This is a genomic window from Streptomyces sp. NPDC005820 (assembly GCF_040630255.1).
In the GTDB taxonomy this organism is placed as follows: domain Bacteria; phylum Actinomycetota; class Actinomycetes; order Streptomycetales; family Streptomycetaceae; genus Streptomyces.
Map to the genome: position 1 here is coordinate 81,020 of NZ_JBEXXE010000043.1, position 24,221 is coordinate 105,240.

At 68.8% G+C, this 24,221-nt stretch carries 22 protein-coding genes and 3 pseudogenes; 13 read left to right on the forward strand and 12 right to left on the reverse strand.

The window, feature by feature from the left end:
• Window positions 1-307: 307 nt before the first annotated feature.
• Window positions 308-1,535, reverse strand: a pseudogene (locus ABZ464_RS39700) (IS701 family transposase); the annotation flags it as partial.
• Window positions 1,536-1,701: 166 nt separating this feature from the next.
• Here ABZ464_RS39700 and ABZ464_RS39705 point away from each other — a divergent pair.
• The gene (locus tag ABZ464_RS39705; protein WP_359286194.1) at window positions 1,702-2,106 is read left to right on the forward strand and encodes a type II toxin-antitoxin system PemK/MazF family toxin; all 405 of its coding nucleotides are present in this window, start codon (window positions 1,702-1,704) and stop codon (window positions 2,104-2,106) included.
• A gap of 125 nt (window positions 2,107-2,231) precedes the next feature.
• On the opposite strand, the gene ABZ464_RS39710 is transcribed toward ABZ464_RS39705, so the two are convergent.
• Window positions 2,232-3,467: an IS701 family transposase gene (locus ABZ464_RS39710; protein ID WP_359286253.1), complete on the reverse strand. Its 1,236-nt coding sequence runs from the start codon at window positions 3,465-3,467 to the stop codon at window positions 2,232-2,234.
• 243 nt (window positions 3,468-3,710) lie between these two features.
• Between ABZ464_RS39710 and ABZ464_RS39715 the strand changes: the two genes are divergently transcribed.
• Window positions 3,711-4,532: a hypothetical protein gene (locus ABZ464_RS39715; protein WP_359286197.1), complete on the forward strand. Its 822-nt coding sequence runs from the start codon at window positions 3,711-3,713 to the stop codon at window positions 4,530-4,532.
• A 645-nt stretch (window positions 4,533-5,177) separates the two neighbouring features.
• Here ABZ464_RS39715 and ABZ464_RS39720 read toward each other — a convergent pair.
• The 3 genes from ABZ464_RS39720 to ABZ464_RS39730 form a co-directional block, all read right to left on the reverse strand.
• A complete protein-coding gene (locus ABZ464_RS39720) occupies window positions 5,178-5,975 on the reverse strand; it encodes a hypothetical protein (RefSeq protein ID WP_359286199.1) in 798 nt (265 codons plus the stop codon).
• Between the two features lie 589 nt (window positions 5,976-6,564).
• The gene (locus ABZ464_RS39725) at window positions 6,565-7,086 is read right to left on the reverse strand and encodes a DUF4240 domain-containing protein (RefSeq protein WP_359286201.1); all 522 of its coding nucleotides are present in this window, start codon (window positions 7,084-7,086) and stop codon (window positions 6,565-6,567) included.
• A 140-nt stretch (window positions 7,087-7,226) separates the two neighbouring features.
• Complete coding sequence (locus tag ABZ464_RS39730; RefSeq protein ID WP_359286203.1) at window positions 7,227-8,054, reverse strand: hypothetical protein; 828 nt, start codon at window positions 8,052-8,054, stop codon at window positions 7,227-7,229.
• 500 nt (window positions 8,055-8,554) lie between these two features.
• Between ABZ464_RS39730 and ABZ464_RS39735 the strand changes: the two genes are divergently transcribed.
• Window positions 8,555-8,971 carry a hypothetical protein gene (locus ABZ464_RS39735; protein WP_359286204.1) on the forward strand — a complete coding sequence of 139 codons (417 nt, stop codon included), beginning with the start codon at window positions 8,555-8,557 and terminating at the stop codon, window positions 8,969-8,971.
• Between the two features lie 603 nt (window positions 8,972-9,574).
• Here ABZ464_RS39735 and ABZ464_RS39740 read toward each other — a convergent pair.
• Window positions 9,575-10,447: an RNA polymerase sigma-70 factor gene (locus ABZ464_RS39740; protein WP_359286207.1), complete on the reverse strand. Its 873-nt coding sequence runs from the start codon at window positions 10,445-10,447 to the stop codon at window positions 9,575-9,577.
• The gene (locus ABZ464_RS39745; RefSeq protein WP_359286210.1) at window positions 10,444-11,019 is read right to left on the reverse strand and encodes a carboxymuconolactone decarboxylase family protein; all 576 of its coding nucleotides are present in this window, start codon (window positions 11,017-11,019) and stop codon (window positions 10,444-10,446) included. The genes ABZ464_RS39740 and ABZ464_RS39745 overlap by 4 nt, the downstream gene beginning before the upstream one ends.
• Window positions 11,020-11,395: 376 nt before the next feature.
• On the opposite strand from ABZ464_RS39745, the gene ABZ464_RS39750 reads away from it, so the two are divergent.
• The 3 genes from ABZ464_RS39750 (at window position 11,396) to ABZ464_RS39760 (ending at window position 16,070) form a co-directional block, all read left to right on the forward strand.
• Window positions 11,396-11,647, forward strand: a complete 252-nt coding sequence (locus ABZ464_RS39750) for a hypothetical protein (RefSeq protein WP_359286213.1) — start codon at window positions 11,396-11,398, stop codon at window positions 11,645-11,647.
• Window positions 11,532-14,525: a BTAD domain-containing putative transcriptional regulator gene (locus ABZ464_RS39755; RefSeq protein WP_359286215.1), complete on the forward strand. Its 2,994-nt coding sequence runs from the start codon at window positions 11,532-11,534 to the stop codon at window positions 14,523-14,525. The genes ABZ464_RS39750 and ABZ464_RS39755 overlap by 116 nt, the downstream gene beginning before the upstream one ends.
• A 714-nt stretch (window positions 14,526-15,239) precedes the next feature.
• Window positions 15,240-16,070, forward strand: a complete 831-nt coding sequence (locus ABZ464_RS39760; protein WP_359286218.1) for an IS5 family transposase — start codon at window positions 15,240-15,242, stop codon at window positions 16,068-16,070.
• Here ABZ464_RS39760 and ABZ464_RS39765 read toward each other — a convergent pair.
• Window positions 15,988-16,341 (reverse strand): hypothetical protein, encoded by a 354-nt coding sequence (locus ABZ464_RS39765; RefSeq protein ID WP_359286220.1) that lies wholly within the window; start codon window positions 16,339-16,341, stop codon window positions 15,988-15,990. The genes ABZ464_RS39760 and ABZ464_RS39765 overlap by 83 nt on opposite strands.
• A 301-nt stretch (window positions 16,342-16,642) precedes the next feature.
• On the opposite strand from ABZ464_RS39765, the gene ABZ464_RS39770 reads away from it, so the two are divergent.
• Together ABZ464_RS39770 and ABZ464_RS39775 are read left to right on the forward strand one after the other, a co-directional pair.
• Window positions 16,643-17,548, forward strand: coding sequence for a hypothetical protein (locus ABZ464_RS39770; RefSeq protein ID WP_359286223.1), 906 nt, complete (start codon window positions 16,643-16,645; stop codon window positions 17,546-17,548).
• Between the two features lie 410 nt (window positions 17,549-17,958).
• Window positions 17,959-18,708 carry a hypothetical protein gene (locus ABZ464_RS39775; RefSeq protein WP_359286225.1) on the forward strand — a complete coding sequence of 250 codons (750 nt, stop codon included), beginning with the start codon at window positions 17,959-17,961 and terminating at the stop codon, window positions 18,706-18,708.
• Window positions 18,709-18,849: 141 nt separating this feature from the next.
• On the opposite strand, the gene ABZ464_RS39780 is transcribed toward ABZ464_RS39775, so the two are convergent.
• Entirely contained in the window at window positions 18,850-19,023 is a 174-nt protein-coding gene (locus tag ABZ464_RS39780; RefSeq protein WP_359286228.1) for a hypothetical protein, read from the reverse strand.
• A 230-nt stretch (window positions 19,024-19,253) separates the two neighbouring features.
• On the opposite strand from ABZ464_RS39780, the gene ABZ464_RS39785 reads away from it, so the two are divergent.
• From ABZ464_RS39785 to ABZ464_RS39795, 3 genes are all read left to right on the forward strand, one after another.
• Window positions 19,254-19,574: a hypothetical protein gene (locus ABZ464_RS39785; protein ID WP_359286231.1), complete on the forward strand. Its 321-nt coding sequence runs from the start codon at window positions 19,254-19,256 to the stop codon at window positions 19,572-19,574.
• Window positions 19,575-19,742: 168 nt separating this feature from the next.
• On the forward strand, window positions 19,743-20,174 hold the full coding sequence (locus ABZ464_RS39790; protein WP_359286233.1) for a DUF1877 family protein: 432 nt from the start codon (window positions 19,743-19,745) through the stop codon (window positions 20,172-20,174).
• A 263-nt stretch (window positions 20,175-20,437) separates the two neighbouring features.
• Window positions 20,438-20,650, forward strand: coding sequence for a hypothetical protein (locus ABZ464_RS39795; protein ID WP_359286236.1), 213 nt, complete (start codon window positions 20,438-20,440; stop codon window positions 20,648-20,650).
• A 390-nt stretch (window positions 20,651-21,040) separates the two neighbouring features.
• On the opposite strand, the gene ABZ464_RS39800 is transcribed toward ABZ464_RS39795, so the two are convergent.
• Window positions 21,041-21,454: a hypothetical protein gene (locus ABZ464_RS39800; RefSeq protein ID WP_359286238.1), complete on the reverse strand. Its 414-nt coding sequence runs from the start codon at window positions 21,452-21,454 to the stop codon at window positions 21,041-21,043.
• Window positions 21,455-21,562: 108 nt separating this feature from the next.
• The gene (locus ABZ464_RS39805) at window positions 21,563-21,694 is read right to left on the reverse strand and encodes a hypothetical protein (protein WP_359286241.1); all 132 of its coding nucleotides are present in this window, start codon (window positions 21,692-21,694) and stop codon (window positions 21,563-21,565) included.
• Window positions 21,695-21,772: 78 nt separating this feature from the next.
• On the opposite strand from ABZ464_RS39805, the gene ABZ464_RS39810 reads away from it, so the two are divergent.
• On the forward strand, window positions 21,773-22,039 hold the full coding sequence (locus tag ABZ464_RS39810; RefSeq protein ID WP_359286244.1) for a flavin reductase: 267 nt from the start codon (window positions 21,773-21,775) through the stop codon (window positions 22,037-22,039).
• Here ABZ464_RS39810 and ABZ464_RS39815 read toward each other — a convergent pair.
• Window positions 22,034-22,843: pseudogene (locus ABZ464_RS39815) on the reverse strand (IS5 family transposase). The gene ABZ464_RS39810 and the pseudogene ABZ464_RS39815 overlap by 6 nt on opposite strands.
• 312 nt (window positions 22,844-23,155) lie before the next feature.
• On the opposite strand from ABZ464_RS39815, the pseudogene ABZ464_RS39820 reads away from it, so the two are divergent.
• Window positions 23,156-23,851: pseudogene (locus tag ABZ464_RS39820) on the forward strand (transposase); the annotation flags it as partial.
• Window positions 23,852-24,221 lie beyond the last annotated feature (370 nt).

Genomic DNA, 24,221 nt, shown 5'->3' on the forward strand with positions numbered 1-24,221 from the left:
GCTCCCCCTGTCGATCGAGCAGGTCGGCGAGGGCCGCGGTGGCGCTGTCACCACGGACGCTTTCCGTAGTGAGGCCGTCATGCTCACCACCCGCGGTGGTGAGCATGACGGCCATGTGCGTACAGTCCTCGTTCCGCTGCCACGGGGGAATCCTCCACTCGAAGGCGATGCGCTCATCCTGCCCACGCAATAAGCCGGTTGATGGCAGTCGTGGTGTCCCACGTCGTGGTTTCGGCTGCTCGAGGACTGTCGAGGATTGTCGAGGCAGACGGAGTGGACGTCTTGAGGAGAGCCGGCTCATCGGCCTCTGAGCGGCTTGTCGCCGGTAGTGGCTGGTCTGGGATCGGGCCTGGTGGCGGCGTCGCCAGACGGACCAGTCAAGCCGGTGGACAGGGTCAAAGACGGGCCGGTTGACGAGCGTGATGAACGTTCTTTGGATCTCGTTGCAGGTGAGCGGTATCAGCTCGTCGGGTGCGGGGTGACGGTCGTGTTCGTTCGCGCGAACGACGGCGAGGAAGGCGTGCGCGAGCATCGCCAGGGTGACCCAGCGGGACCAGGACGAGTAGCGGCGGACCTGGTGCTCCTCCAGGGCCGCCAGGCCCTGGCCGGACTGGAAGAACTCCTCGACCCGCCACCTTGATCCAGAGACGCGTGCGAGGGTGGTCAGCGGCACTGCGGCGGGTGCATAGCAGCGGTAGTAAGCGAGTTCGCCGGTGTTGCGGTTACGGCGGATCAGCAACTGCCGGCTCCCGGGCCGGGGTCGGTGAGGTCGATGACGGCCCAGTCGTAGAAGCGGTGGCCCTTGGCTCCGACCCCTGCGGACAGCTTCTGCCAGGCCCTCTTGGGCACCTTCCTGGCCAGCGTGTCGGCGCGGAACTTCCCGGCGCCTGTGGTGACTTCGTGCGAGCAGGCCACCGCGAGGACGTAGCCGGTGCCGCGTTCCTCCAGGGCGGTGCGCAGCCTCGGGTTGCCGCCGTAGACTTCGTCTCCTGCGACCCAGGCGGCCTGGTGGCCGGCGTCCAGGAATCGGATGACCATGCGAGCGGCCAGCTCTGGCTTGGTCGCGAACTCCGTCTTGTCACCGAGTCCGGCGGCCCGGCAGCGGTCGGGGTCGGAGGTCCAGGAACGCGGAACATGGAGTTCCCGGTCTACCGCGGCGTGCCCGCGGCGGCCGGCGTAGACCAGGTAGACGGCGACCTGGGCGTTCTCGATCCTGCCTGCGGTGCCGGTGTACTGGCGCTGGACACCGACGGTGTCGGTGCCTTTCTTCACGTCGCCGGTCTCGTCGACCACCAGCACCGCCTCGTCGTCGTGCAGATACTGCACCACGTAGTCACCTACGTCGCCGCGGACCTGGTCGGCGTCCCACTTGGCCCGCCCGAGCAGGTGCTGCATGCCGTCCGGGGTCCTGTCCCCGGCCCACTCGGCGATGGTCCAGCAGTTCTTGCGCGGCAGGTCCGACAGCAGGCCGAGTACCAACTCCGGGCCCGGCACCGGGATTCGACCCGCGTGAACCGTCCCGCTATCCGGTTCATCAGGCCCTCGAACGCCTCCTGCCAGCGGGCAGGGTCTACGCTGTGACCTGCGGCCACCGCATGATCTTCAGTCTTCACACACCGATGATCAACGGTGGCCACACCCCTCTCCGCAGTGCGTCAGGATCGCGCAGCGTCTGCCTGCCGTCCCGTGTCTGGAGGACTTGTGCAACGTGGCGAAGTCTGGTGGGTCCAGTTCGACGAGAGGAGGTTGGTCGTACTGCTGTCGGGAGACGACACGTCCGGGATCCGGGTGATGCAGGTCGTCGCTCCGGCGGGCGTCGACATCAGCGGTCTGGGCATCGAAGTGATGGTCGGCGCCGGTGAAGGACTGCCGTTCGAAGGCGTGCTGCGGCTCGCGTTCCCGCGTCCGGGCTTCACCCCTTGCACGTGGCTGACCACTGTGTCCCGGGACGACCTGATAGAGCGGGCAGCCGTCCTGTCCTCCGTGAAGCTCAGCGAGATTGACGATGCCCTCCGACTCGCTGAACAGGCGCAGGAGCGGACCCCGGCAACGACCGCGAAGCTCAGCGAGATAAGGGACGCCCTCCGTCTCGGTGAACTCGGGTAGACGGAGAAGGAACCGACGCCCGCGACGGCGTGGGCGATCTCGGGCGGGATGATCGACGCTGGCCACCTGTCGCCTCAGCGTCCCTAACCACCGAGATCACGTACTCCAGCCGTAGATCGTGATCTTCATAACCGGGCGGCTTGCCGCCGGCAGTGGCTGGCCTGGGACCGGGCTTGGTGGCGGCGTCGCCAGTGGGACCAGCCAAGCCGGTGGGCCGTGTCGTGGACGGGTCGGACTACGAGGGTGATGAAGAGTCGCTGGATCTCGTTGCAGGTGAGCGGTATGAGGGCGTCCGGGGCGGGGTGGCGGGTGTGTTCGTCGGCGCGGAGGACGGCGAGGAAGGCGTGGGCGAGCATAGCCAGGGTGACCCAGCGGGACCATGATGCGCAGCGGCGGACCTGATGCTCATCGAGTCCGGCCAGGCCTTTGCCGGACTGGAACGTCTCTTCCGCTCGCCACCGTGATCCAGCGACCCGCGCCAGGGCAGTCAGGGGCACGGGCTGGGATGAGTAGCAACGGTAGTAGGCGAGTTCGCCGGTGGTGCGGTTACGGCGGATCAGCAAATGGCGGCTGCCCGGTGCGAAGTCGGCCAGGCTGATGGCGGCCCAGTCGTAGAAGCGGTGGCCCTTGGCCCCGGCCCCTGCGGAGAGTTTCTGCCAGGCCCGCTCGGGCACCTTCTTGGCCAGGGCGTCCGCGCAGAACTTTCCGGCCCTGGTGGTGACTTCGTGCGAGCAGGCCACGGCCGGCACGTAGCCTGTGCCCCGCTCTTCCAGCGCGGCCCGCAGTTTCGGGTTGCCGCCGTAGACCTCGTCGGCCGCGACCCACGCGGCCTGGTGGCCGGCGTCCAGGAACCTGGCAATCATGTGCGTGGCCAGTTCCGGCTTGGTCGCGAAGGCGGTGTCCTCGCCGAGTCCGGCATCACGGCAGCGGTGGGGGTCCGCTGTCCACGAGCGCGGAACGTAGAGCTCCCGGTCCACTGCCGCGTGCCCGCGGCGACCGGCGTAGACGAGGTAAACGGCGACCTGGGCGTTCTCGATCCGGCCGGCGGTGCCGGTGTACTGACGCTGGACTCCGACCGTTCTCATGCCCTTCTTCACGTCCCCGGTCTCGTCGACGACCAGCACCGCATGGTCGTCGTGCAGGTGTTCCACCACGTACTCGCGCACGTCATCGCGTACCTGGTCGGCCTCCCATTTGGCCCGGCCGAGCAGGTGCTGCATACCGTCCGGGGTGGCATCCCCTGCCCACTCGGCGATGGTCCAGCAGTTCTTGCGCGGCAGATCCGCCAGCAGACCGAGCACCAGCCGCCCCGCCCGCCGACGGGGCTCGACCCGGCTGAAGCGGCCCGCGATCCGGCCCATCAGACCCGCGAACGCAACCCGCCAACGGGCAGGATCCATGTCGTGGCCCGCGGCCACCGTCTCTACGTCGGTCCACACAGCTCACGATGATCGACAGTGACCGCACACACGCCCGTACCGGCCCCGGTCTGCAATGGTTCCCAGGTTGCCGGAAGTGGCAGCAGGACAATGCAGTTGCTGCTCTGGGCATGACCGTCAGTCATGGACATACTGAGTTCCACGGCTACGGATGGGGGACAGTCGATGGCGGCCCTTGACAGCGAGTGGACGGTACAACGGCTCACCGCGAACTACACCATCGAGTACCAGGGCTCCCACAGCGGCCGAACGTTCCGGCTGCTGCACCGCGTGCGGTCGAACCAGCCCATCGAGGTGCATGAAACCCACAACGGCGAACACTTCTGCGCGGTGCTGGCCCAAAGCGCTCTCCGGCGCCGGTGGCGGCGTGCCGTCCCGGGCTCCTGGCTGGTGACGCGTCAGGTCGACAGAGACGGGCGTCTGGCCAATTCACGGTATCGCCACGAAGCGACGAAGCTCGGCGCAGCCAAGGAGTACCTGTTCTTGCGACCGCATTCCACTCTCTCGCAAGAACTCGACGAAGCCGAGGCCCGCCCGATGCCGGAGCAACTGTGGGCCTGTGGATGGACGATGGTTGCTCGTACACCCGATGGCTGGGCGGAGATCTACGAGGGTGACGGGCTGCCTGTCGTCCTTCACCTCGTGGAGGACGGGACTGCCTGGCTGCTGAGATGGGGGTGGGAACTGGTGGTGTGGGATACAAAGACGAGGGAGCTCGTGTACGAGAAGGGCGGGATGGTGCCGGTGCCGCTTGGGTTGAAGAGTCACTCGTACTACTCCGGCGGTCTCGACGACCTGTTGGAGTTGCACCGGCAAGACCGGCCGGACGAGGGCGGATCCACCGGCTCGTACACCTGGCGAATGCCCGACTTTCACTACCACACCTCGGACGGCGCCGTGGTCTGCACCGAATCTGACGGCATGTCTGCGGACAGACGGAACGATCCGTGGCCGTACACGGACGAACCCCTCGGCCCCGGCGACTGACGACGGCAGCCCCGTATTCGGAAGTGTCGCCCATCGCACGATGTGGGAGTGTCCGCGCGAACAGGCTTGTCGCGCCAATAACCGCCTGTTCGGGCCGGACGACTGCCATGTCAGCCGCTGCGTCCTGGCGCCTCTGGATCACCCTTATCATCCGACCCGTCCACGACACGACCCACCGGCTTGGCTGGTCCCACTGGCGACGCCCGCCACCAAGCCCGACCCCAGGCCAGCCACTACCGGCGGCAGGCCGCCCGGTTATGAAGATCACGATCTACGGCTGGAGTATTAACCGCATCGGATGTCTGGTCACAGCCTTGCCCTGTCCACAGTCATCTGGAACAGAACAGCACGGAATAAGCCAGCAGGATCGGTGACGCGGTTCTTACCGGCACCCCTACGAGAACAGGGCCGAGATCCCCGCGGGTTCGCGGAAACTGAAGCCTATCCAGCGGGAACCCGAGAAGGCCAGGGTTGCCATTCTCGGGGGTTGACCCGTGGGTTCGCGGTGAACACGCGGGATCGGCTTCGAGGTCGGCCTGGAGGAGCTGCCGGGCCGAGTCCGCGTAGCGGATGGATGTCTTCTCGTCGATGCCGAAGACGAGCGCGAGGCGGAGCGGATCGGGCCCGGGGCCTGGGGAAGGGGGCTCACACACCGCCCTCAATGAGGGTCCAGCCCGAGGAGACCTGGGGTAGCGGGCCGACGTTGGTGTAGTTGCCGTTCACCAGCGTCGAGGTCCAGGCGGTGCCGTCGTCTTTGTAGAAGAACAGGCTGTCCGAGGTCCGGCCCACCTTGTTCCACATGCCGGAGGTTCCGATCTTCTGGAAGGAGATGCCGGTGCCGTTAGCAGCCTTGGACGCCCGGAACTCGAGTTCGCCGCCCGCCCTGGCCCACGACAGCGCGGAGTCGCTCGTGGCGGTCAGCTCCCCCAGGAAGTCGTCCCTCGGGATGCTGCCCTTGTCCGTGTAGACGCCGTCGGAGAGGGTGCCGTACCCCACGTTGCTCCAGGGGAACTCGGTAGAACCGTGCCGGGCCGCCGCGACCAGCGTGTCGTAGGAGGAGGCCATGGTGCCCCAGCCCGAGCTGAAGTCGTTGTACACGCGGACCTGCTGGAACGCGCCGTTCTTGAGGGTGCCCGTTACTCCGCGGCCGGTCGCGTTGTAGAAGATCACGGAGTCGCCGGACGCCTCGATGAAGGTCCAGTTCGGGGCGAACCCGTAGGTCTTGACTCTGGTGTACGTGCCGCCCGTGAAGGTGCCGACCTCCCCGGCCCCGGTGCCCTGGTTGTAGAGCAGTAGCGAGTCACGGCTCGCGGCGCCGTGCGTGTACCCGGTCGGGAGGCGCAGCGTCGCCTTGGCCTGCCAGCGGCCGCCGGAGAGAGTGCCCGTGCCGGCTTGGCCGTTGTCGGACCTGTAGAACAGGATCGAAGTGTTCGGCGTGGTCATGGATGCTCCCCTTTCCTCGCGCTCGGAGGCGCGCGGTGCGGCTGGATTCGGCGGGGCACGCGCCGCCGCCGTGCGGTCTGCAGGAGGACGCCCCTACGCGCTGACCGGCCAGCCACTGCTCCGCCCCCGCAGGCCCGGCCGTTGCTGCTGCTGGGACGTTCTCATTCATCCTGTGCCGTGGGGAGCCGCCTCGCATCTCGGCGCAGGTCAGGCGAGCAGCCCCAGGTGGACCGGTTCGGCGGGGGTGCGGGCGAGAGGGGCCCGGACCTCGCCGCCCTCCAGGCCGGCGAAGTTCCCGGGCCCTGCCTTGCTCCCTCTGACCGTGCGTCACTCTGATTACAGAGAGCTATTTGCCGCTTTGCCTCAGCTTCGGGAGAACAGGGCCGTGATCCCCGTGGGTTCATGGAAACCGAAGGCTCTTCAGCCTGAACCCACGGGTCCATCGGTCTGCTTCAGGTCGGTGCATCCGCGGGTTCGGTGGGAAAATGAGGATGCTGTGCAAGCCGAAGAGCTTCGGCTGTGACATCGGCGTCGACCTGTGCCGGTGTTCTGTCGCCCGCTCGTGCGCCTCACCACGTAGGACACGGTCCTATGCAGGCCGGCGGTTCAACGGCGGTACCCCGGGCCCGGTGTAGCGTCCTGCCGTCGTGCTCAGGGCGGGCTGCCATCCGTCGGTATTGCTGAAGCTTTCCCAGGACACGCTCGTGAGCTGGTCGTGCGGCGCTCCGGTCCGGGCCTCGTAAGCATTGCTGGCGAGGTACAGGAGAGACTCGAATTCCATCCCGGTAGGGAAACGCGAGGGATCAGCGAGTACTCCCTCGTAGAACTCCCTGCCGTTCGCTACCACCACACAACGCCGGTACAGGAAGTCGTCAGCGGAGATGTAATCGTCTCCATCGTCCGGATCTGCCTCCCCCTGATAGCACCAACGAGCGTGCTCTCGCGTATCCAGTGCGTAGAGCTTGGCGGCAAGCAGTTCCTCGAACGCGACGATCTCCTCAGGTGCCAGCCCTCGAAGCACCTGTGAGGCAGGAGCGAGCACCGCCTCGTCATCACCGGCTCGTTCCCAGTCGAACGATGCGATGAGGGCCCAGAAACGTATTTCATTCATGGTTCGATCCTTGCACAGGCTCAAGGCCGCTCAGCCTGCGGAAGCTGCGTCCACCGACTTGCATCATTCCACTTCTGTACATGGCCACTTTGTCATCGGTCAGGTCTTGTGGAGCCCAGCGGCGGTTCGAAAACAAGCGCTCAACGCTTAATTGTGAAGACCGCCGAGGACGCCTGCCCTTCGCCGAACTCCCATCCGGCGATCGTTTCGTGGCCGGGCCGGCGGCTGACCCAATCGAGCTGAAAGGGGCATGTGCCAGGTCCAGAGCCGAGAAAGTGTGCACCATAGCCACGAGCCCAATGAGCTGTCAGGGACAGCATGCGAAGGTGGTCGCGCAGCTGGGTGTTGGGAATCCGCTGCAGACTCCTGTCCCACTCAGGCTCCACCTCTGCCCCCTCCTCCATCTCGACGAGGCTGTCCGGGCCGCCCATCGTCCACGTCGCGGCACGCATTGCGTCGAACAACGTCCCGTCCGTGTCGATCCGCAGGACCAGGTCCACCATCACCCCATCACTGTCGACCTCGTCCAGCTCGTTGCTGTGCGCGGCGAGCACGCCTGCGAGGTCAGCACCGGAGACCGCCCATCGCCCGTCATCAGTGTCGGCCGAGACCGTCCTCAAGGCCGTACCGATCGACACCCCGAACCCTCCGTCCGCTTCGAACGCGTCCTCTTCGAGTAGCCATGTCGACCGTCCGAGATCCAGGGCCCGCTGGCTCAAGCCGAACGGGCTGTCCTCGTGCCAGCGGGCACCGTCGATCGGTTCGTCCCGCATGACCGAACTCAGGTCCAGCTCGCCACTGACGAGTTTCTCGAGCATCATGGACGACATTTCGTCGTCCAAGTAGTAGAACGCGTACTCCGTCGCTGTCGGGAACTCGCCGAGCGGCTTGCCCAGCAGCACCTCGAAGGAGTTGGCCAACTCGTGCTTCCACGCCTCAAGGGCAACGACGGAATCGGGGGCGGACATCAGGGGTGCTCCTCGTGCAGTATGACTTCCGGGCCTACCTGGCCTGTCGAACAGTCCTGCGGTTTGCCCGCATCAGTGGAACTACGTAATGGTCTGCCGCATCCTCGGCCAGGAAGTGGGTCCGACGAGTCGCACACGCCTGATCCGCCGGGCCCCGGCAAACCACCCCCGATACCGAGTCGACCGTGCCCGAGGGCACGCCTCGCGCAGGCTCAGCAGGATCTCGTGCACGGGGCGCTCCGCAGCCGCTGGCGGCGCGCACCGTCTCCTTCGCCCGGCTGGTGTCTGAGCCTGGCTCGGGGAGCGGGATCCCGAAGGCGTTCCGGTCAGCTGCGGCGGACGTGGGGTGTGGTCGGTGTCTGCTGGCGGTGCAGGATCGGGATGGACGGCGGGATGGCCGTGCGCGGGGCGGGGGCTGGCTGGTAGGTGATGCCGGTGTCGCGGGTGTAGCGGTGGGCCTCGGCGGCGGAGCCGGTGGTCTTGTACGCGAGGATTCCCCGGTGTGCCGGGTCGTCATCCGTGAAGTCGAATCCGACCTGGCCACGGGCGGCGCCGACAAGGTGAACATGCTCGCGATCGGTGCGGGGCTGACGGCCTGGCTCGCCGAGGAAGGTGACCGCGACACGGCCGACATCATCGCCGAGTTCGAGAAGACGGTCGCCGCCCGCAGCCTCCAGCCGGCTCCGCCGGTGGAGATGCTCAAGACGTTGCTGACCGGCCCCACCGGTATGGAACAGACCGCGGACTTCATGGTCAGGCTCTTCCACGACGACGAAGAGGCCTTCTACGACCTCATCGTCGACCTCGGCGGCTACATCGCCGACTGCATCGGCCTGCTGACCGCGCTCGGTATCAGCAGCCCCGACGACACCCTGGACCCGCTGGAGGACATGCTCACCACGTTTTTCGTCCGCTAGCGCCCCGTGCGGCCCTGCCCGGCCCAGCCCCGGCGGCCGCGGTGCCGTGGTCCGTGCCCGGGGTGATTGTGCCCTCCCGGATCGTTCGTGTCGGCGGGACGCTGTGGGAGTCGGGCGCCGTTGCCCGGGGATGCCGGCCCGAACTGGCGGTACTGTGATTCGACGTGCCGCAGCCGTCACTGGCGGCGGGTCCAGCGACACAACGAGATCTGCCAGCGGGCCGTGTACCAGGGGCTGGGGCTCATCAGGGGCGAGCTTTTGTGGGCGCAGGCGCGGTGTCCGGTGTGCGGGGTGCCCGTCTCGATCCGCAAGCGGACCGACTCGGTGTATTGCTCGCCGAAGTGCCGGACGCGGGCATGGCGTCTTCGCCGCGAGGCCGCCGACCGCGTGTGACGCATTCGAACGGCCGTTGCGCTACCCGTCACCGCGTGACGGCTTCTCGGGAGGTGAGGAGCATCGACGTCGGATCGTGCGCTTATGCCGCGTCCGTCGTGGATCGTCAGGTCCCGGCCGCCGTCGGCTTCTGAACCGGCGTGCGGTCGTGGGTGTTCCAGGCTGTTCTCGCGTTCGGAACACCCACGACGCCAGAGCAACAGCAATGGCTTACCTGGCAAGTTCGACCGATGTGTCCAGCCGCGTCAGCTTCTGCGGGTTTCTCACCAGGTAGACCCGGGTGACTTGCCCGTTCTCCACCACGAGGCTCAGTGCCGTGGCCAGCTCTCCGTCGATCTCGATCCGGCCCGCAGGCGCGCCGTTGAGCCACACGGCCGTCGCGTCGAGCGCGGCCGCTTCCACCCGGTTCGCGCGTGCGAGCACCTTCGCCACCAGTTCGACCCCGTGGATCGGAGCCAGAGCAGCAGCCGCAAGCCCGCCACCATCGGCGATCAGGACCACGTCCGGCGCCATGACCTCCATCAGCTCCTGCAACTGCCCGGTTCGCAACGAGGCCAAGAACTGCTCCACCACGGCCTGCTGCTCCGACCGGCTCACCTGCACCCGCGGCCGCCGAGCCGCCACATGCTCGCGGGCCCGCCGCGCGATCTGCCGGACCGTGGTCGCGGGCTTCCCCACGGCCCCGGCGATCTCGCCGTACGGCATCTCGAAGACCTCGCGGAGCACGAACACCGCCCGCTCCGTCGGCCCGAGCGTTTCCAGCACGGTGAGCATCGCGATCGAGACGCTCTCCGCGAGTTCGACGTCCTCGGCGACATCAGGGCTGGTCAGCAGAGGCTCCGGCAGCCACTCGCCAACGTATTCCTCGCGGCTGCGCGACAACGAACGCAGGCGGTTGAGTGCTTGCCGTGTGACGACCCGAACAAGGTACGCCCGCGGGTCACGTACCTGCGAGTGGTCGACGTCGGCCCACCGCAGCCAGGACTCCTGCACCACGTCCTCCGCATCGGCCGCCGACCCGAGCATCTCGTAGGCGACCGTGAACAGCAGGCTGCGATGGGCGACGAAGGGGTTCTCGGTCATGCCGACGACGCCACGCGGGTCTCAGGACGCGTGGCCAGCGGAATCTCGCACGCGTCGGAGAAGCCCTGCGAGCTGATCCCGTTCGCGTTGTTGTTCCTGGTCGCCATGTTGACGAAGGCGATGTACGCGGTGAGCTCGACCATCGCCGCCGGGCCGAGCCGGTCGAGCAGGCTCGCGTACATTTCGTCGGTGACGGTCGGCGGCGTGTTCGTCATGGCCTCGGCGTACTCGAGGACGTCCCGCTCCAGCGGGGTGAACACCTCTGACTCCCGCCACCTCGGCACCTGGCTCGCCTTGGCCAGGTCCAGGTTCTGGTTCTGCGCCTGGAAGTAGCCGACGTCGAGGCACCAGCTGCAGCCGACCTGCGCCGCGACCGCCATGTGCGCGAACGACTTGAGGCTCGCGTCGGCCTCGTCCCACTCGGCCAGCTTGGCGGAGAACTCCAGGTTGGACGTGGCGACCTTGGGGCTGTGCCACACCACCTCGACGGGCTCGGCCACAGCACCGAGCTGCTTGATCATGTTTTCACCGAGTTCGATGGGGAGCTCCGCCTTCGGAACGCGCAGTGCCATGGTGTCCTCCTTGGACGTTTGCTTGTCGGGCATGAAGACACCGCCGGGCCCGCGATTGTGACAACCGCCGTCGCCGCCGCGCACGGAGATCGTTAGCGTGCACAGGCCCGCAGCCGCTCTGGGACGACGACGGCCGGAAGACCGTTCCTCGTCGCCAGGCGCGCTCGGGTCAGCGGCTGCCTCACTCCCTGGAAGCGGTCAAACCCCACGGCGGAGCCGGACCAGATCAACTGAGACAACTCGCCATCCCTATTCCCGGGACCAGATCACCCGAGACTCCCGGCGACCCGGCGCCAACTCATCTGGTCGCCGCAGGTCACAGCACCGTCCACGGACCGGATCAGTTGGGACGGGACACTTGGCCAGAAAATCAAACATGTGTCCCAATGGGGGTGTAGGCCGTGTCGACTTCCCCCACCATCTGGTGCGTCTGCAGGCGGACTGGTACCGCACCTACGACGCGCTTGCCGCGCCCCGTCCGGCCCGGGTGACCGCGTTGCGCCGGCGGCTGCATGCGCTCTCCGTCCGGTTGCGCTGGCATCCCTACTGGTCGCGTGAGGTGGTGGCGGTGCCGACGGCGCGCTCGGAGCTGCGCCGCCGGGGCCGTGCTCTGGAACGTGGCCGGTGAACCGGCGTCCGCAGCACCTCATCCTCCGCGAGGAGGGCGCGGCGCGGTCCTGAACGGCATGCCCTCCCGGGCGCGTGAACACCCCTCGGCCGTCGCCCTGGCCCGGCTGCGGCTCTCGGTGGTCCAGGCGTACGCGGACGGCGCCCTGAGCGCGGGCACGCCGGAGAACGCCGTCCGTGAACTGCGCAAGGCGGCCGACCTGGAGCCACTGCACGAAGGAGTCCACGCCTGGCTGATGCTGGCGCTCGCCGCCTCGGGCGAACAGGGCGCGGCCCTGAGCCTGTACTCGGCACTGCGCGACCGCCTGGACGAACAGCTCGGCGTCCGCCCCGGCCCGGAACTGACCGACGCCCACCTGCGCGTCCTGCGCATGGACGTCCCGTCCCCCTCCGCCGCCCGGGCGACCGCGTCATCGGCGCCTCTCACCCTGTCGACAGCCCCCGCGCTGCTGCCGTACGACGCGGCGTTCTTCACCGGACGCGACGATCACCTGGCACGTCTGGACGCCCTGCTCGCCGCCGCCGGGGACAACCCCGCGCGCGGGAGCGTGGTCTGTGCCCTGACCGGCGCCGCGGGCGTGGGCAAGACCGCCCTGGCGGTGCACTGGGCGCACCGGGTACGCGATCACTTCCCGGACGGTCAGCTGTTCGTGGACCTGCGAGGTCACTCGGCGCAGGCTCCGGTGCGTCCGGTCGAGGCGTTGGCCCGGTTCCTGCTGGCGCTGGGCGTGGCGGCGGAGCGGATTCCCGGGACGCCCGAGACCGCCGCCGACCTGTACCGCACACTCACCGACGGACGGCGGATGCTCGTCGTGCTGGACAACGCCGTGGACCCGGAGCAGGTCCGGCCGTTGCTGCCCGGCGGCCCCGGCTGCGCGGTACTGGTCACCAGCCGCGACCGGCTGGCCGGTCTGGCCGCCCGCGACGGGGCCCGCCGTATCGAGGTGGACATGTTCGCTCCGGAGGAGTCCCGGCTGCTGCTGCGCCGCACCCTCGGCGAGAGCCGGGTCGACGCGGACCCGCAGGCCGCGGCGGACCTCGCCCACGCCTGCGGCCACCTCCCGCTGGCCCTGCGGATCTCGGCCGCCAACGTCGACCACACCCCCTGGCGCACCCTGCGCGACCAGGTCGACGAGTTGCGCGAGGGCGACCGGCTGACCGCCCTGTCCGTCACCGGCGACCGGACCACTGCCGTACGGACCGCCTTCGATCTCTCCTACCACGCCCTCGACGCCCCGGTCCGGCGGATGTTCCGCCTGCTGGCCCTCCTGCCCGGCCCGGAAACCGGCCTCCAGGCCGCCGCCGTCGTCACGGGTACCACCATCAAGGACGCCGCCCGGCTGGTGGAGCGGCTCACCGCCGCCCACCTGCTCCGCGAGCACCGGCCCGGACGCTACCGCTTCCACGACCTCGTGGCGCTGTACGCCGCCGAACGGCTCCGCCTGGAGGAGACCGGTACCTCCCGCCGAGCTGCCTCCGACGCCCTCCACGCCTGGCTGCTGGCCACCGTGGATCGCTGCGCGCTCCTGCTCTACCCCGGGATGAAACAGCGCCTGCCCGGTGACGAGAACGCTGCCCGCAGCGATGCGGAGCTGCCGGAGATCACCGACGCCACGGCGGCGATGCGCTGGCTGGACGCTGAACTGCCCAACCTGGCGGCGGCCGTTCACCAGGCCGCCGCCGAGGGCCGTCCCACGGCCTGGCTGCTCGCCAACGCCCTGCGCGGCTACGCCTGGATACGCAAGCACACGGTGGACTGGACGGCCCTCGGCCAGGCCGCTGCCGGCGCCGCCGGGGAGCCTCTCGCCGAGGCCGCCATGCACCATGTTCTCGGCCACGCGCAGGTGCAGCAGGGCCGCGCCGACATCGCGACCACCCACTTCGAGCAGTTGCTCGCCCTCGCCGAGGCCGTCGGGTGGCCGGAGGGCGCCGCCATCGCGCATACCAATCTCAGCATGATCACCCGGCTCAGCGGCCGGCTGCGGCACAGCGCGGAGCACCTGGAGCGGGCCATGGAACTCGACCGGCATGGCGGCCTGTCGGACGGGCACCCCGTCGTCCTCGGCAACCTCGCCCACGTACTGCGTGACCTGGGCCGCCTGTCCGAGTCCCTCGACTGCCTCGTTCGGGCGGAACGCCTTCCGGCGGCCCTGGACAACCAGCACAATCAGATACGGAGGCTGGCCGACCTCGGCCGTGTCCGGCACCTGCTCGGCGACACGGCGGATGCGACGCGCCACCTTCGAGCGGCCCTGACGACGGCCAGGGAGTGCGGCGACCTGGGGGGCGAGGCGTATGTGCTGCGGCTGACCGCCTCCGCCCGCAGGGACGCGGGCGACCTCGTCCACGCCCTGGAACTGGCACGGACCGCCACCGCCCTCAGCGACCAGGACGTCGACGGATATTTCCGGGCCGCTGCCCGCCTCACCCTCGGCAGTGTGCTGCTCGCCCTCGACCGGCCCGGCGAAGCCTCCGATGCATGGCGGGAAGCACTGAAGCTGGCCCGCGAGCGCGGCGCGCATGACCTGGAGGCGCGCTCCCTGATCGGGCTGGCGTCCTGCTGGCGCCCCCTGGACCGCGAACAGGTGGCCACAGCGCTGAGCATCGCCCGCCGCACGGAGTACGTTCTGGTGGAAGGCGAGGCACTGACCGTCCTGGCCCGCGGGGGCCTGGAACACGGCGAACCCGCCGTCGCAGCCGGCTACGCCCGCCAGGCCCTTGCCATGCACCGCCGTTCCGGCCACCGCAAGGGTCAGGCCAAGGCCCTGGACCTTCTCGGCCAGGCCGTCGACGCGACGGGTGAAGAGGACCCTGCGCCGTACTGGCGAGAGGCCCGGGAGATCTTCCGGGCACTCGGCGTCCCGGCCCAGCGGCACTGAGGCCCGCCGCTGCCCTGAGCGGAGCGGGGGGGCCGGACTTCCGGCCTCGCGTCGGCTCAACCGTGGCGGCTACCGGCAGGCCAACGCCGCCCTGCACCGTATCGTGTTCACCCGGCTGCGCGTCGCCCCCGCACCCTGAGGTACTTCGTGAGGAGGCCGAACGCTGGCAGGAGGCTGCGTGCTTGGCGGGTACTGCGATGCCCTGGAGGGCCGTCTGGCCCAACCGGGCGGTGCCGTGGACGAGCCGGGTCTGGAATCGACCAGACGCTGGTTGGAGTGGGCACGTGCATTCGTGCGGGCGATCGACCCATTGCACCGACTTCCGGGGATGCCCACTCCAAGGGAGCCGACGCCAGATGAGCTCCAGGCATACCTCACGGGTGGAGTCCGTACGGACCGGAACGCCAAGGCGGACGATGAAGCGTAGTACGGACGGTTCGCTGAGTGCGTTGTGGCTAACCGGATTTCGTTTGAGGTGTGCGGCGCGGGTGGTCATCTGGACGGAGGTTCGGGTGCGGTCGCGGGCATGAGAGAACGGGCCCCTTGGCAGTGACGCGGTTACGACACCAGCACGGCCAGGGAAGCCCGCTGCCCGGTCAGTTGAGCAGCATCTCTGTGCCTGTGTCCACCGCGGTCACCCCTGGGTGTGACTGCTAGGTGCACCGGTTCGGTTCGCTCGCTCCGGGACGGCGGGCAGCCTGCTGTCCCAGTGACATGACGGATGCGGAGCGGGCTGAGGTCCGCCCGGCGATGCCGGTGCCGGCGTGGCTGCTCAGGCGAGGCCGGCGTCCGCAGGCGTATTGCCACCGCGAGATACTCGACGATGTGCGTTATCTGGCCGACAACGGTGTGAAGTGGACGGCCATGCCGGTCGACTTCCCGTACCGGCGGGCGCTCTACGACTTCTTCCGCCGCCGGCGGTCCTACGACTATGTGCGTGAGCTGTACGAACGCCTGCGCCGTTCGGCGAGGGAACGCTCAGGCCGCAGTGCCGAGCCCGGTGCGGCAATCATCGACAGTCAGTCGGTGGACGCCTCCGAGACCGTCGGCGAGGACAGCCGCGGATACGACGGCGGCACGTCACGTGACGGGCGCAAGAGTCAGATCCTGACCGATACCGAGGGCCTGCTCCTGGAGGTCACCGTGACCACGGCCGATGTGCACGACTCCAAGGCCGCCCCCGCGCTGCTGGAGACGTTCATGGACCAGCCGGGCCGGCTGCTGAGGCTGGTGTGGGTCGACAGTGCCTACCAGGGGCCGGCGCCGGCGAAGGCGTTCGCCCGTCACGGAGTCCGGATCGAGATCGTGCGCCGCTCCGACGGACAACGCGGATTTGTCGTACTGGCCCGCAGATGGGTCGTGGAGCGGACGCTGAGCCGGCTGGCCCGCTCACGCCGCCTCAACCGCGACCACGAACGCCGCCCCGACCACCACCGGCAGATGGTGTGGTGGGCTGCTGTGATCAGGCTGTCGAGGCGCCTGGCCGCAGACGCTCCGCGCTGGCCGGAGAAGCGCTCCGGCCGGCTGCCCCGGGCGCGGGCATGAACCGTCCGTCCTTCGCCCGCAGCAGCCAGCCCCGCTTCTCCAGCACGCAGGCACGGTGACGGATCTTCTCCACCTCGTTCTTGATCTCCGTCTCCCGGCCCACCGCCCGCGTCAGCTCCACCCCGTTCACCGGCCCCGAAGCGGCCACCACCGCGGCGGACACCTCCCGATACAGGCCGCCGAGCACCTCTTCACCCATGCCCGACCGCCACACCGGCGGCCGCTCGCCATACCCCGCGCCGGAGCCGCTCGATCCCACGGCGGCAGCCATCCCACCACCAGAAGGCACAACCCCAGCACCGACGGCATCGCACCCTCCTCGATCCACAACAAGCCGTCCGCTGCCTGCCCCTACCCCGCCGCGATCATGCTCCGCACACGACGAAGCCCCTGCTCATCGACCAGGCACTCCCTTTGCCACAACGCACTTACCTCTACACCAGGGTGACCGACCGTTCCCCGCGCCCCTGCTTTCCCGGGGACGAGGGGAACCGCGTGAACGGGCTGGACCGCAATGTCTGTGGGTGCCACAGAGATCACAGCGTCGTACGCGCATCTGCGATGCTGGGCAGATGAGCAAGGTGTGGCAAGGACACGCCATCGATGGCACGCGCTTCGTGGTCCCGGCGTCCGGTGTGACGCCGAGGCACGTGCTGTGCGCGGTCGGCGTCGGCCTGGATCCCGATGTCATCAGCCGGGTGGTCGAGGAGGCGGGCGCGGGGGACTTCACGCTCGACGAGTTCCAGCGGGAGCCTGACCCCCGGATGCGTGAGGCGTTCGACGTCGCGGTGGCTTCCCGCCGGGCCACCGGCGTCGACGAGTTCGGCGACGACGACTGGGCCGCGGTGGACGCACATGACTCGGTCGCCTATGTCCTGTCACCGCCGGTCTCCCAGGCCACCGGCCTCGACGTGTCCCGCCGGGCGCTGGCCGTCACGGCTGCCCTGCTGGCCAACGGAGCCACCGCGGTGAAGAACGAGTCCAGTGGGGTGGCCTGGGGTCGGGAGCGGTGGCTGGCCCTGGCGAGCGAGGCGGCGGCCGCCGAGACCGCGGACGATCTGGTCGGCGCCCTCGTCCGGGCGTGGGTCGTGCCGGTGATTCACGACGGGGAGGTCTACTACAGCTGCGGCATGCATCTCCTGGGCGAGGCCGACGTGGAGTTGGCCCCCGGAAGCACCGCGGTGCCCGAGCCGGAGCTGCTGTGGGAGTGGGTGAGCACCATGGAGATCGCGTCGTACTACCTGCTGACCGAGCAGCCGGACCACGGCGTCCAGAATGGCGAGGGCTTCCGCATCGCGCAGGACGCCACGCGCTGGATCATGAACCGTGTGGAGTGTGAACGGTTCGAGGACGACGACTTCTTCCACAACCCGTACGGATACTGGCGCCTGACCCCGGCTGCCCGCGACCCACGAAGGGGGGCGAGGCTCAAGAGGCGCAACCCCCGCACGACCTTTGGAACGCGACGGAAGGGGTGAGAGCGGGGAATGCGTGGAGATCTCCGGACCACGGGCCGAACGCCGCGCCCTTCTCCGGCGTCTCAGTACCAGTCGCGGTCCCGCCCACCCGGGCAACCGCACATGGGGCGAAGTGCGATGTGCCGGTTTTGGTGTCAGTGGGTGGGTGTCAGTGACGGCACATCAGATCTGGGTGTTTTCGATGGTCGGGTGCTGAGGACGGCGGGGTCACTGTCGTCGGGCCGTTTCTGTAGCGGTGCGGCTGTCATGGGGGCGGTACACCCCGCTCCGTTCCACTGTCTTGAGAACGGCACTTCTGATTCTTCCGAGGGCTGCGCGGCGGCACGGTGGTCCGTGTCGGTCTTGCGCGGGCGGAAGGGGGCGGGGTGGGGGAGCCGGGCGCGTGGGGTGAGGTCACGGCGGGGTTGAGGGTGTCCATACCGGTGCTGGTTGCGCGGCTGCTGGAGCTCGAGGCGGCTGGGGCGTTGACCACGGCGCATGTGCGTGCGGGCGCCCAGGACGGCGGGGTGAATGTGCGCACGGTGTGGCGCTGGCTGGATGCGGCGCGGACGGAGGGCCGTGTCGAGCGCAGGCCGTGGGCCCGGCTGGAGTTGTCCGACCAGATGTGGGAGGCACTGGCTCAGGCGGGCGGGAACGTTGCGGCGCTGCACCGGCATCTGAAGGCGGCCGGGGGCGAGGTGCCTTCCCTGGCGTCGTTGCACCGGGCGGTGCGCCGGGACCTTCAGGCCGGCAGGGTCCTGCCGGACCGCGCGGTGGCGCGGCGGGAGCGGGAAGAACAGCAAACGCGGCAGGCACTGGCTGACCTCGCCCTGGCCGGACCGAGTGAGGGAGGTGCGGCGAAAGTGGCTGCGCGCCGACTGCCGCGTCTCGTACCAGAGGCGACCGGGCGCTTGCCGGTGGGGGAGAACGGTGCGCTGGCAGGCGTGGCCTTGCCGGCGGGAGCGCGGCTGGTGCCGACGTCGTCGGTGCGGGCCGTGGCCGAGGCGGTCGGGCAGGCGATGGCGACCCAGGGCGCGGTGTGTCTGTTCGGCGACCCGGGGTGGGGCAGGGCCGTCGGCTCAGGGCGCGGCGCCCGGCCGTACGGGGCAGCGCTGCGGCGGGGGCCGGTGCTGTCTGGTCTGCAAGCCGTTCGGCAGCGAGCCGGGCGCGCGGTGCGTTAGGCAATGCGGTACCGGCGGGACGGGGCCGGTGCCCAGCGGGCGGCGGTCAGTCATTGCCCCATCCTGTCTGCTCGCGCCGCCCGGCCCGCACCACCGCGGAGGGGCACGCCTGGCTGAACGCTGCGGCCGTGTGGGCCTGGTTCATCGGGCGAGGACTACGCCGAGCAGGGTGGCCATGAGGGTCACGGCGCCGAATGCGGCGGTGAGTGGCTGGCTCCAGGCCGGATGGCGGTGGACGGCGTACGCGGTGCCGGCCGCGAGCATCGCCATCACGACGGCCAGGAGCAGCAGCACGATCAGGGTGAGCGTGGACACGAACGGTTCCCCCTCAGGGTTCAGGCACGCCGCGGTACGGAGGCGGGCAAGTCCAACGAATGAAGATGGGCGCGGATCTGGGCTGTGCGGGCCACTGTCGTGGGTGTGAGAGATCTGTGGGGTATCGCTGTCCCCAGGGTGTTATCGCGCCCTGTGACGGTGGCTTTGCAAGCCACCGCCCGGGGCGTGGCGCCCTTCCGGATCGGTCGTGTCGGCGGGACGCTGGGAGGGTGGCGAAGAAGTCTGTGCGCCGGTGCGGGCAGTGTCGGGCGCCGTTGCCCAGGGACGCCGGCCTGAACCGGCGCTACTGCGGTTCGGCGTGCCGCAGCCGTCACTGGCGGCGGGTCCGGCGGCACAACGAGATCTACCAGCGGGCCGTCTACCAGGGGCTGGGGCTCATCAAGCGGACCGACTCGGTGTACTGCTCGCCAGCCGTCGCCGAGTCCCTCCTGGACCGCCTCATCAACACCAGCCACCAGGTCATCATGAACGGCCCCAACAAGCGCCCGAAGAGCCCCACCGACAAGAACGGCAGGACCCCAACCAAGTAGGAAAACCGGTGGACGCCGTCGAGATACTGCCGTCATGGCCGTCACCCAGCAACTCGCCCGCGTCCCGGTGGAGTATCTCGCCGCCTGCCGCCTGCCGCCTGCCGCCTGCCGCCTGCCGCCTGCCGCCTGCCGCCAGTCAGCCGGAACGTCGACCGATGGAGATCCCAATTGGGATCTCCATCGGCGGACGTCCTGGACCTGGACTGGGCGCCGGCCGTGTTGGAACGGGTCTGCGAGCTGGCAGGTCTCGACGGCGTCCACCTCGATGCTCTTCGGCAGGCCACCGAGGGTGACTCGGTGATCGATCTCGGCTTCCTCAACACGCACCCGCATGCCATTGGTCCCTTCGGACCGCCTCCCACTGCCCTTTCCGCAGCTCAAGTGGCCCGCGTCTCGGAACTGCTCGGTCAAATCGACTTTCCGGCCGTCCTGGCAGGCCTGCCGGCCGAAGACACCGAGGCAGCTTCCTTGATCGGTCATGGGGCGGACAAGATCGTCAGCGGCCCGAGGAAGTACCTGCTGGGCCACTTCAATGCCCTGCGCGAGTTCTACCTTGCTGCATCCCAACGGCACCTTCTCCTCGTGCTCTGGTGGAACTGACCCAGGACCTCCCCGTACGAGGCCGGCGAGGCGGGGGACGTGAGGTTCTTCCTGGCCGACGAGACCGGCCGGGAGCAGTGGCTGCGGCTGGATTGAGATCCCGCTGCCGCCTTCCGTCCCGGCCGCCTGGCCTCGATCGTAGGTGGGTCTCGGGACTCAGCCGTCGGTGGGGCGTCGGCTGCGGCGAGCTGCTCGGCGAGGGCGGTGCCGAGGAACATCGTCGGCGGGGGGCGTCGTCCAGAGCGAAAGCCCGGATATCGGCCATGAACTGGTCGGGGGACGCCGCGACGAAGGCACCGAGGGCGTCGAGGTCCACGCCGCCCTGCCACTGGCGCACGAAGTCCAGGAAGACGTCCGGCTCGGCGACGGCGGCCTCGGCGGGGCCGGACTCGGCGAGCGCGGCGGTGACGATCCACCTGGCCTCGCTCTCGCCGACGACGGTGCTGGGCTCCAGCAGGGCGCCGGTGTTGGTGTAGTCGACGTACAGGCCGCGTGGTCGGTGCTCTGACATCCCCCCCTCAGAGCACCCCACGGCCGCCCCGGCCTGGAAGTAGAAGGGTGGGAGGGAGCGGGCGGGGTGTGGGGAGCGCTGTGGGGGATCGGGTGGCTCGCCGGTTGTCTTGCGCGTCGGTGGGGCCGCGCGCGGGCCGGGCGGTGGGTGCTGCCCGGCCGGTGGAGTGTGATGAGCCGAAGCTCAGTAGTTGTCACCGGCAGAGCTGGCTGACGTGGCGAACGAGACCGAAGGAAGCAGCGCGGTTGTCACCGATGAGGCACGCGGCTTGTCACACGTGCTCATTCAGCAGCCTTTCTGTCACCAGCACCGCGACTGGCTCCGTTCGCAAGCCCGTCGGCGACGGCGCTAGTGATCATTCTACTGTCAGTAAGAAGATCACTGTGCCCAGGATGAGGAGGAGCCCGCCCAGTACGGCCGCGATGAAGAGCGTGCTGGCGACACGAGCAATCAAGGCGCCCCAGAACTCTGCCCGTCGGCCGTCGGGAGTGTCGGTGCGCCAGTCTGACGGGATGTCGACGTGTCCCTTGGCGATGGCCGGCGCGGCCCTGCGTACATCCCCTGGGTGGAAGGAGTAGAAGGTCGGCTCCGCTCCCCACGTGCCCCGGCTTGCCCCGCCGAAGCTGCGGACGCGGACATCCGCACGACGGGCGACACCCGGCAGCCAGTCCTTGCGCACCGGCCACAGCTTCGCGACTTCGTTACTGCTGAGCCAGGGTTCCTCCTCATGCCCTGACTCCGGTGTTCCCGGCTCCGGCGTGTTCGGCATGCCTCCCCCTCGATGCAGTAGACATTCAGTACACATCAGCTGCCCTGCACGCCGATAGAGCGCCTGCGGCACAGTGCGACACGGGACAGGGCCGGCCCTTCCGGACCGTTAGGTGTGGACGATCGCGAACCTCGCGCCGATGTCCTCCGTGTGGTGGCTGGGCCAGTCCTGCATGCTCGGTCTCGACAACAGCAGCCAGACGACCGCGAACCTGCTTCGCGAGGGCGAATGCGTGCTCAACCTGCCCTCATCGGCGATGGTTGACGCCGTGGACCGGATCGCGCTCACCGGATCGCGCTCACCACTGGGAAGCCGACCGTGTCGGACCACAAGGCGAAGCAGGGCTACCGGTACGAACCGGACAAGTTCTCGGCCGCACAGCTGACTGAGCAGGAATCGGAGCTGATCCGGGCGCCTCGGGTCGCGGAATGTCCGATCCAGCTGGAGTGCAAGGTCGTCTCGTCTCATCCCTTTGGCAGCCCCGCTTCCTATGCCACCGCTTTCCAGGCCGAGGTCCTTCGGGCCCATGTCGAGGATGAGTTGGTCATCCCGGGAACGCACTATGAGCTCGTAACACGATCATGATCGGTGCTTCTTGAGGCGTCTCCAGCAGATGAGGCTGCAGGCCAGCGTGAGGAAGGCGTCGTGGAGTTCGGTTCGGCGTTCCCACCGGACGGCGAGGCGCTTGAACTGGTGGAGCAGCGCGAAGGACTGCTCGACGACGTAGCGGAGTTTGCCCAGGCCCTTGATGTTCGGGGCGCCCTTGCGGGAGATGACCGGCAGGATCCGGCGCTTGCGCAGTTCCTCGCGGTTGGGGTTGGAGTCGTAGCCCTTGTCGCCGAGCAGCGAATCGGGGCGGCGGCGTGGCCCGGCCGGGACGTCCGGCCACGGGCGGGATGCCGTCGACCAGGGCGAGGGTCTGGGTGACGTCGTTCACGTTGGCAGCGGTGGTGATGGCCTTGAACGGGGTGCCGCGTCCGTCGCAGATCAAGTGGTGCTTGCTGCCTGTCTTCCGCCGGTCGACCGGCGACGGACCGGTGTCGGCTCCCCCTTTTTCGCGCGGATGTGGGAGCCGTCCACACACGCCCTGGACCAGTCGAGTTCACCGGCCGCGTTCAGCTCGGCCAGCAGAATGCGGTGCAGCCGGTCGAAGACTCCGGCCTGCTGCCAGCGGTCCAACCGTCGCCAGCAGGTCTGTCCCGAGCCGAACCCCAGCTCCAGCGGCAGGAGTTGCCAGGCTATGTCGTTGTGCAGGACGTACAGGATGCCCTGCAGACACAGCCGGTCCGCCACCGGCCGCGGGCCCGGCGACTTCTCCGGCCACGGCGGCAGTAACGGCTCGATCAGCGCCCACAAGTCATCGTCCACGATCCACGGCCGAGTACTCACACCATCCCGAACGGCCGAATCGTCACACCGGTCACGCCCAACCAGGGCACTTCAACAAGATCGTGTTACGAGCTCTATGTGGATCCATGCGGCTGGGATCCGCTCATCATGAAGTTCTGCGAGTACTTCGGCGGTGGACGCAACGTTCATCCCTCGAAACTCGCCGAAGGCTGGATCATGCCGCATCAGCTCCAGCCAGCGGCCGTCTGAGCTGGTACCGCCTGGCAGTTGTAACCCGCTTGCATTTGGTAAGCATTCATGCGGGATGATCACGGTATGCACGATGGGGACGGGCTGTTCGACGAGGTCAAGCTGGTCGAGAGGAAGCGGACGCAAGGCCGTCCGGTGGCGGTGGGCAAGCGGTTCCGGGCGTTCGACCCGCATCAGGTCCTGCTGCTGCCGCCGTCGCTGGACGACTGGCTGCCCGAGGACCACTTCGCCCGGTTCGTCGCCGACCTGGTCGACGAGGTCCTCGGCCCCTCCCCGATCCTTGCTGATTACACCGAAAAGTGCGGCTTCCCGCCCTACGATCCCCGTCTGATGGTGCGGCTGCTGATCTACGGCTACACCACCGGCGTCCGCTCCTCGCGGGCCATCGAGCGCAAGTGCACCGACGACGTCGCGTTCCGGTTCCTGGCCGTCGGCCAGGAACCCGACTGCCGCTCGATCGCCCGGTTCCGCCGCCGTCACCTGGACGCACTCGCCGACCTCTTTACCCAGTCGCTGCACCTCGCGCAGAAGCTCGGCATGGTCAAGATGGGCCGCGTCGCCCTGGACGGCACGAAACTGGAGGCCAACGCCTCCAAACACAAGGCGATGAGCTACGGCCGCCTGGTCGACAAGGAGGAGCGGATCGAGGCCGAGATCGCCGAACTGGAGGCCAAGGCCGCCGCCCTGCTGGCCGATGCCGAGCACGTCGACACCGAAGAGGACCAGGCATTCGGCGTCGACGGCAAGGAGAGTGACCTGCCCGCCGAGCTGGACCGGCGCGAAAAGCGCCTTGCCAGGCCAGAACGGCCGCCGGCTCCTTCTGCGCGGCGAAGACGGCGCCCGCGGCGAGTGGCGCCTGCTGGCCGCTGCCACGACCTCCGCAAGATCTTCCGACACGCCAGAACCGCCGGATTCGCCACCACGATCGGCTGATCAGCCGGGCCACGGCTCCACCATGGCCCAACCAGGCCGCCCACCTGACGGGCAGAACCTCACCCCACCCTCACAGGCGCCAACCGGGCGACCGCGACGGATCCCACCGCTCACGGCCCCCCGACCAGTTGCCCGTTACTGACCCACGCTCTCCTAGCCGCGCCCTGGTCGGGCACAGCAGACAAACAGCCGGGCCCGGACCTCCCGCAGGAGGTCCGGGCCCGGCGCTTTGTCT

Excerpts from the sequence above, each read along its gene's own strand:
- ABZ464_RS39770 (WP_359286223.1), top strand. The coding sequence starts at position 16,643 with ATGAGCAAGGTGTGGCAAGGACACGCCATCGATGGCACGCGCTTCGTG.
- ABZ464_RS39720 (WP_359286199.1), bottom strand. The coding sequence starts at position 5,975 with ATGACCACGCCGAACACTTCGATCCTGTTCTACAGGTCCGACAACGGC.
- ABZ464_RS39800 (WP_359286238.1), bottom strand. The coding sequence starts at position 21,454 with ATGCCGAACACGCCGGAGCCGGGAACACCGGAGTCAGGGCATGAGGAG.
- ABZ464_RS39715 (WP_359286197.1), top strand. The coding sequence starts at position 3,711 with ATGGCGGCCCTTGACAGCGAGTGGACGGTACAACGGCTCACCGCGAAC.
- ABZ464_RS39740 (WP_359286207.1), bottom strand. The coding sequence starts at position 10,447 with ATGACCGAGAACCCCTTCGTCGCCCATCGCAGCCTGCTGTTCACGGTC.
- ABZ464_RS39730 (WP_359286203.1), bottom strand. The coding sequence starts at position 8,054 with ATGTCCGCCCCCGATTCCGTCGTTGCCCTTGAGGCGTGGAAGCACGAG.
- ABZ464_RS39760 (WP_359286218.1), top strand. The coding sequence starts at position 15,240 with ATGACGGATGCGGAGCGGGCTGAGGTCCGCCCGGCGATGCCGGTGCCG.
- ABZ464_RS39725 (WP_359286201.1), bottom strand. The coding sequence starts at position 7,086 with ATGAATGAAATACGTTTCTGGGCCCTCATCGCATCGTTCGACTGGGAA.
- ABZ464_RS39710 (WP_359286253.1), bottom strand. The coding sequence starts at position 3,467 with ATGGGCCGGATCGCGGGCCGCTTCAGCCGGGTCGAGCCCCGTCGGCGG.
- ABZ464_RS39755 (WP_359286215.1), top strand. The coding sequence starts at position 11,532 with ATGCGCTCTCCGTCCGGTTGCGCTGGCATCCCTACTGGTCGCGTGAGG.
- ABZ464_RS39750 (WP_359286213.1), top strand. The coding sequence starts at position 11,396 with ATGTGTCCCAATGGGGGTGTAGGCCGTGTCGACTTCCCCCACCATCTG.
- ABZ464_RS39795 (WP_359286236.1), top strand. The coding sequence starts at position 20,438 with ATGAACTGGTCGGGGGACGCCGCGACGAAGGCACCGAGGGCGTCGAGG.
- ABZ464_RS39765 (WP_359286220.1), bottom strand. The coding sequence starts at position 16,341 with ATGGCTGCCGCCGTGGGATCGAGCGGCTCCGGCGCGGGGTATGGCGAG.
- ABZ464_RS39745 (WP_359286210.1), bottom strand. The coding sequence starts at position 11,019 with ATGGCACTGCGCGTTCCGAAGGCGGAGCTCCCCATCGAACTCGGTGAA.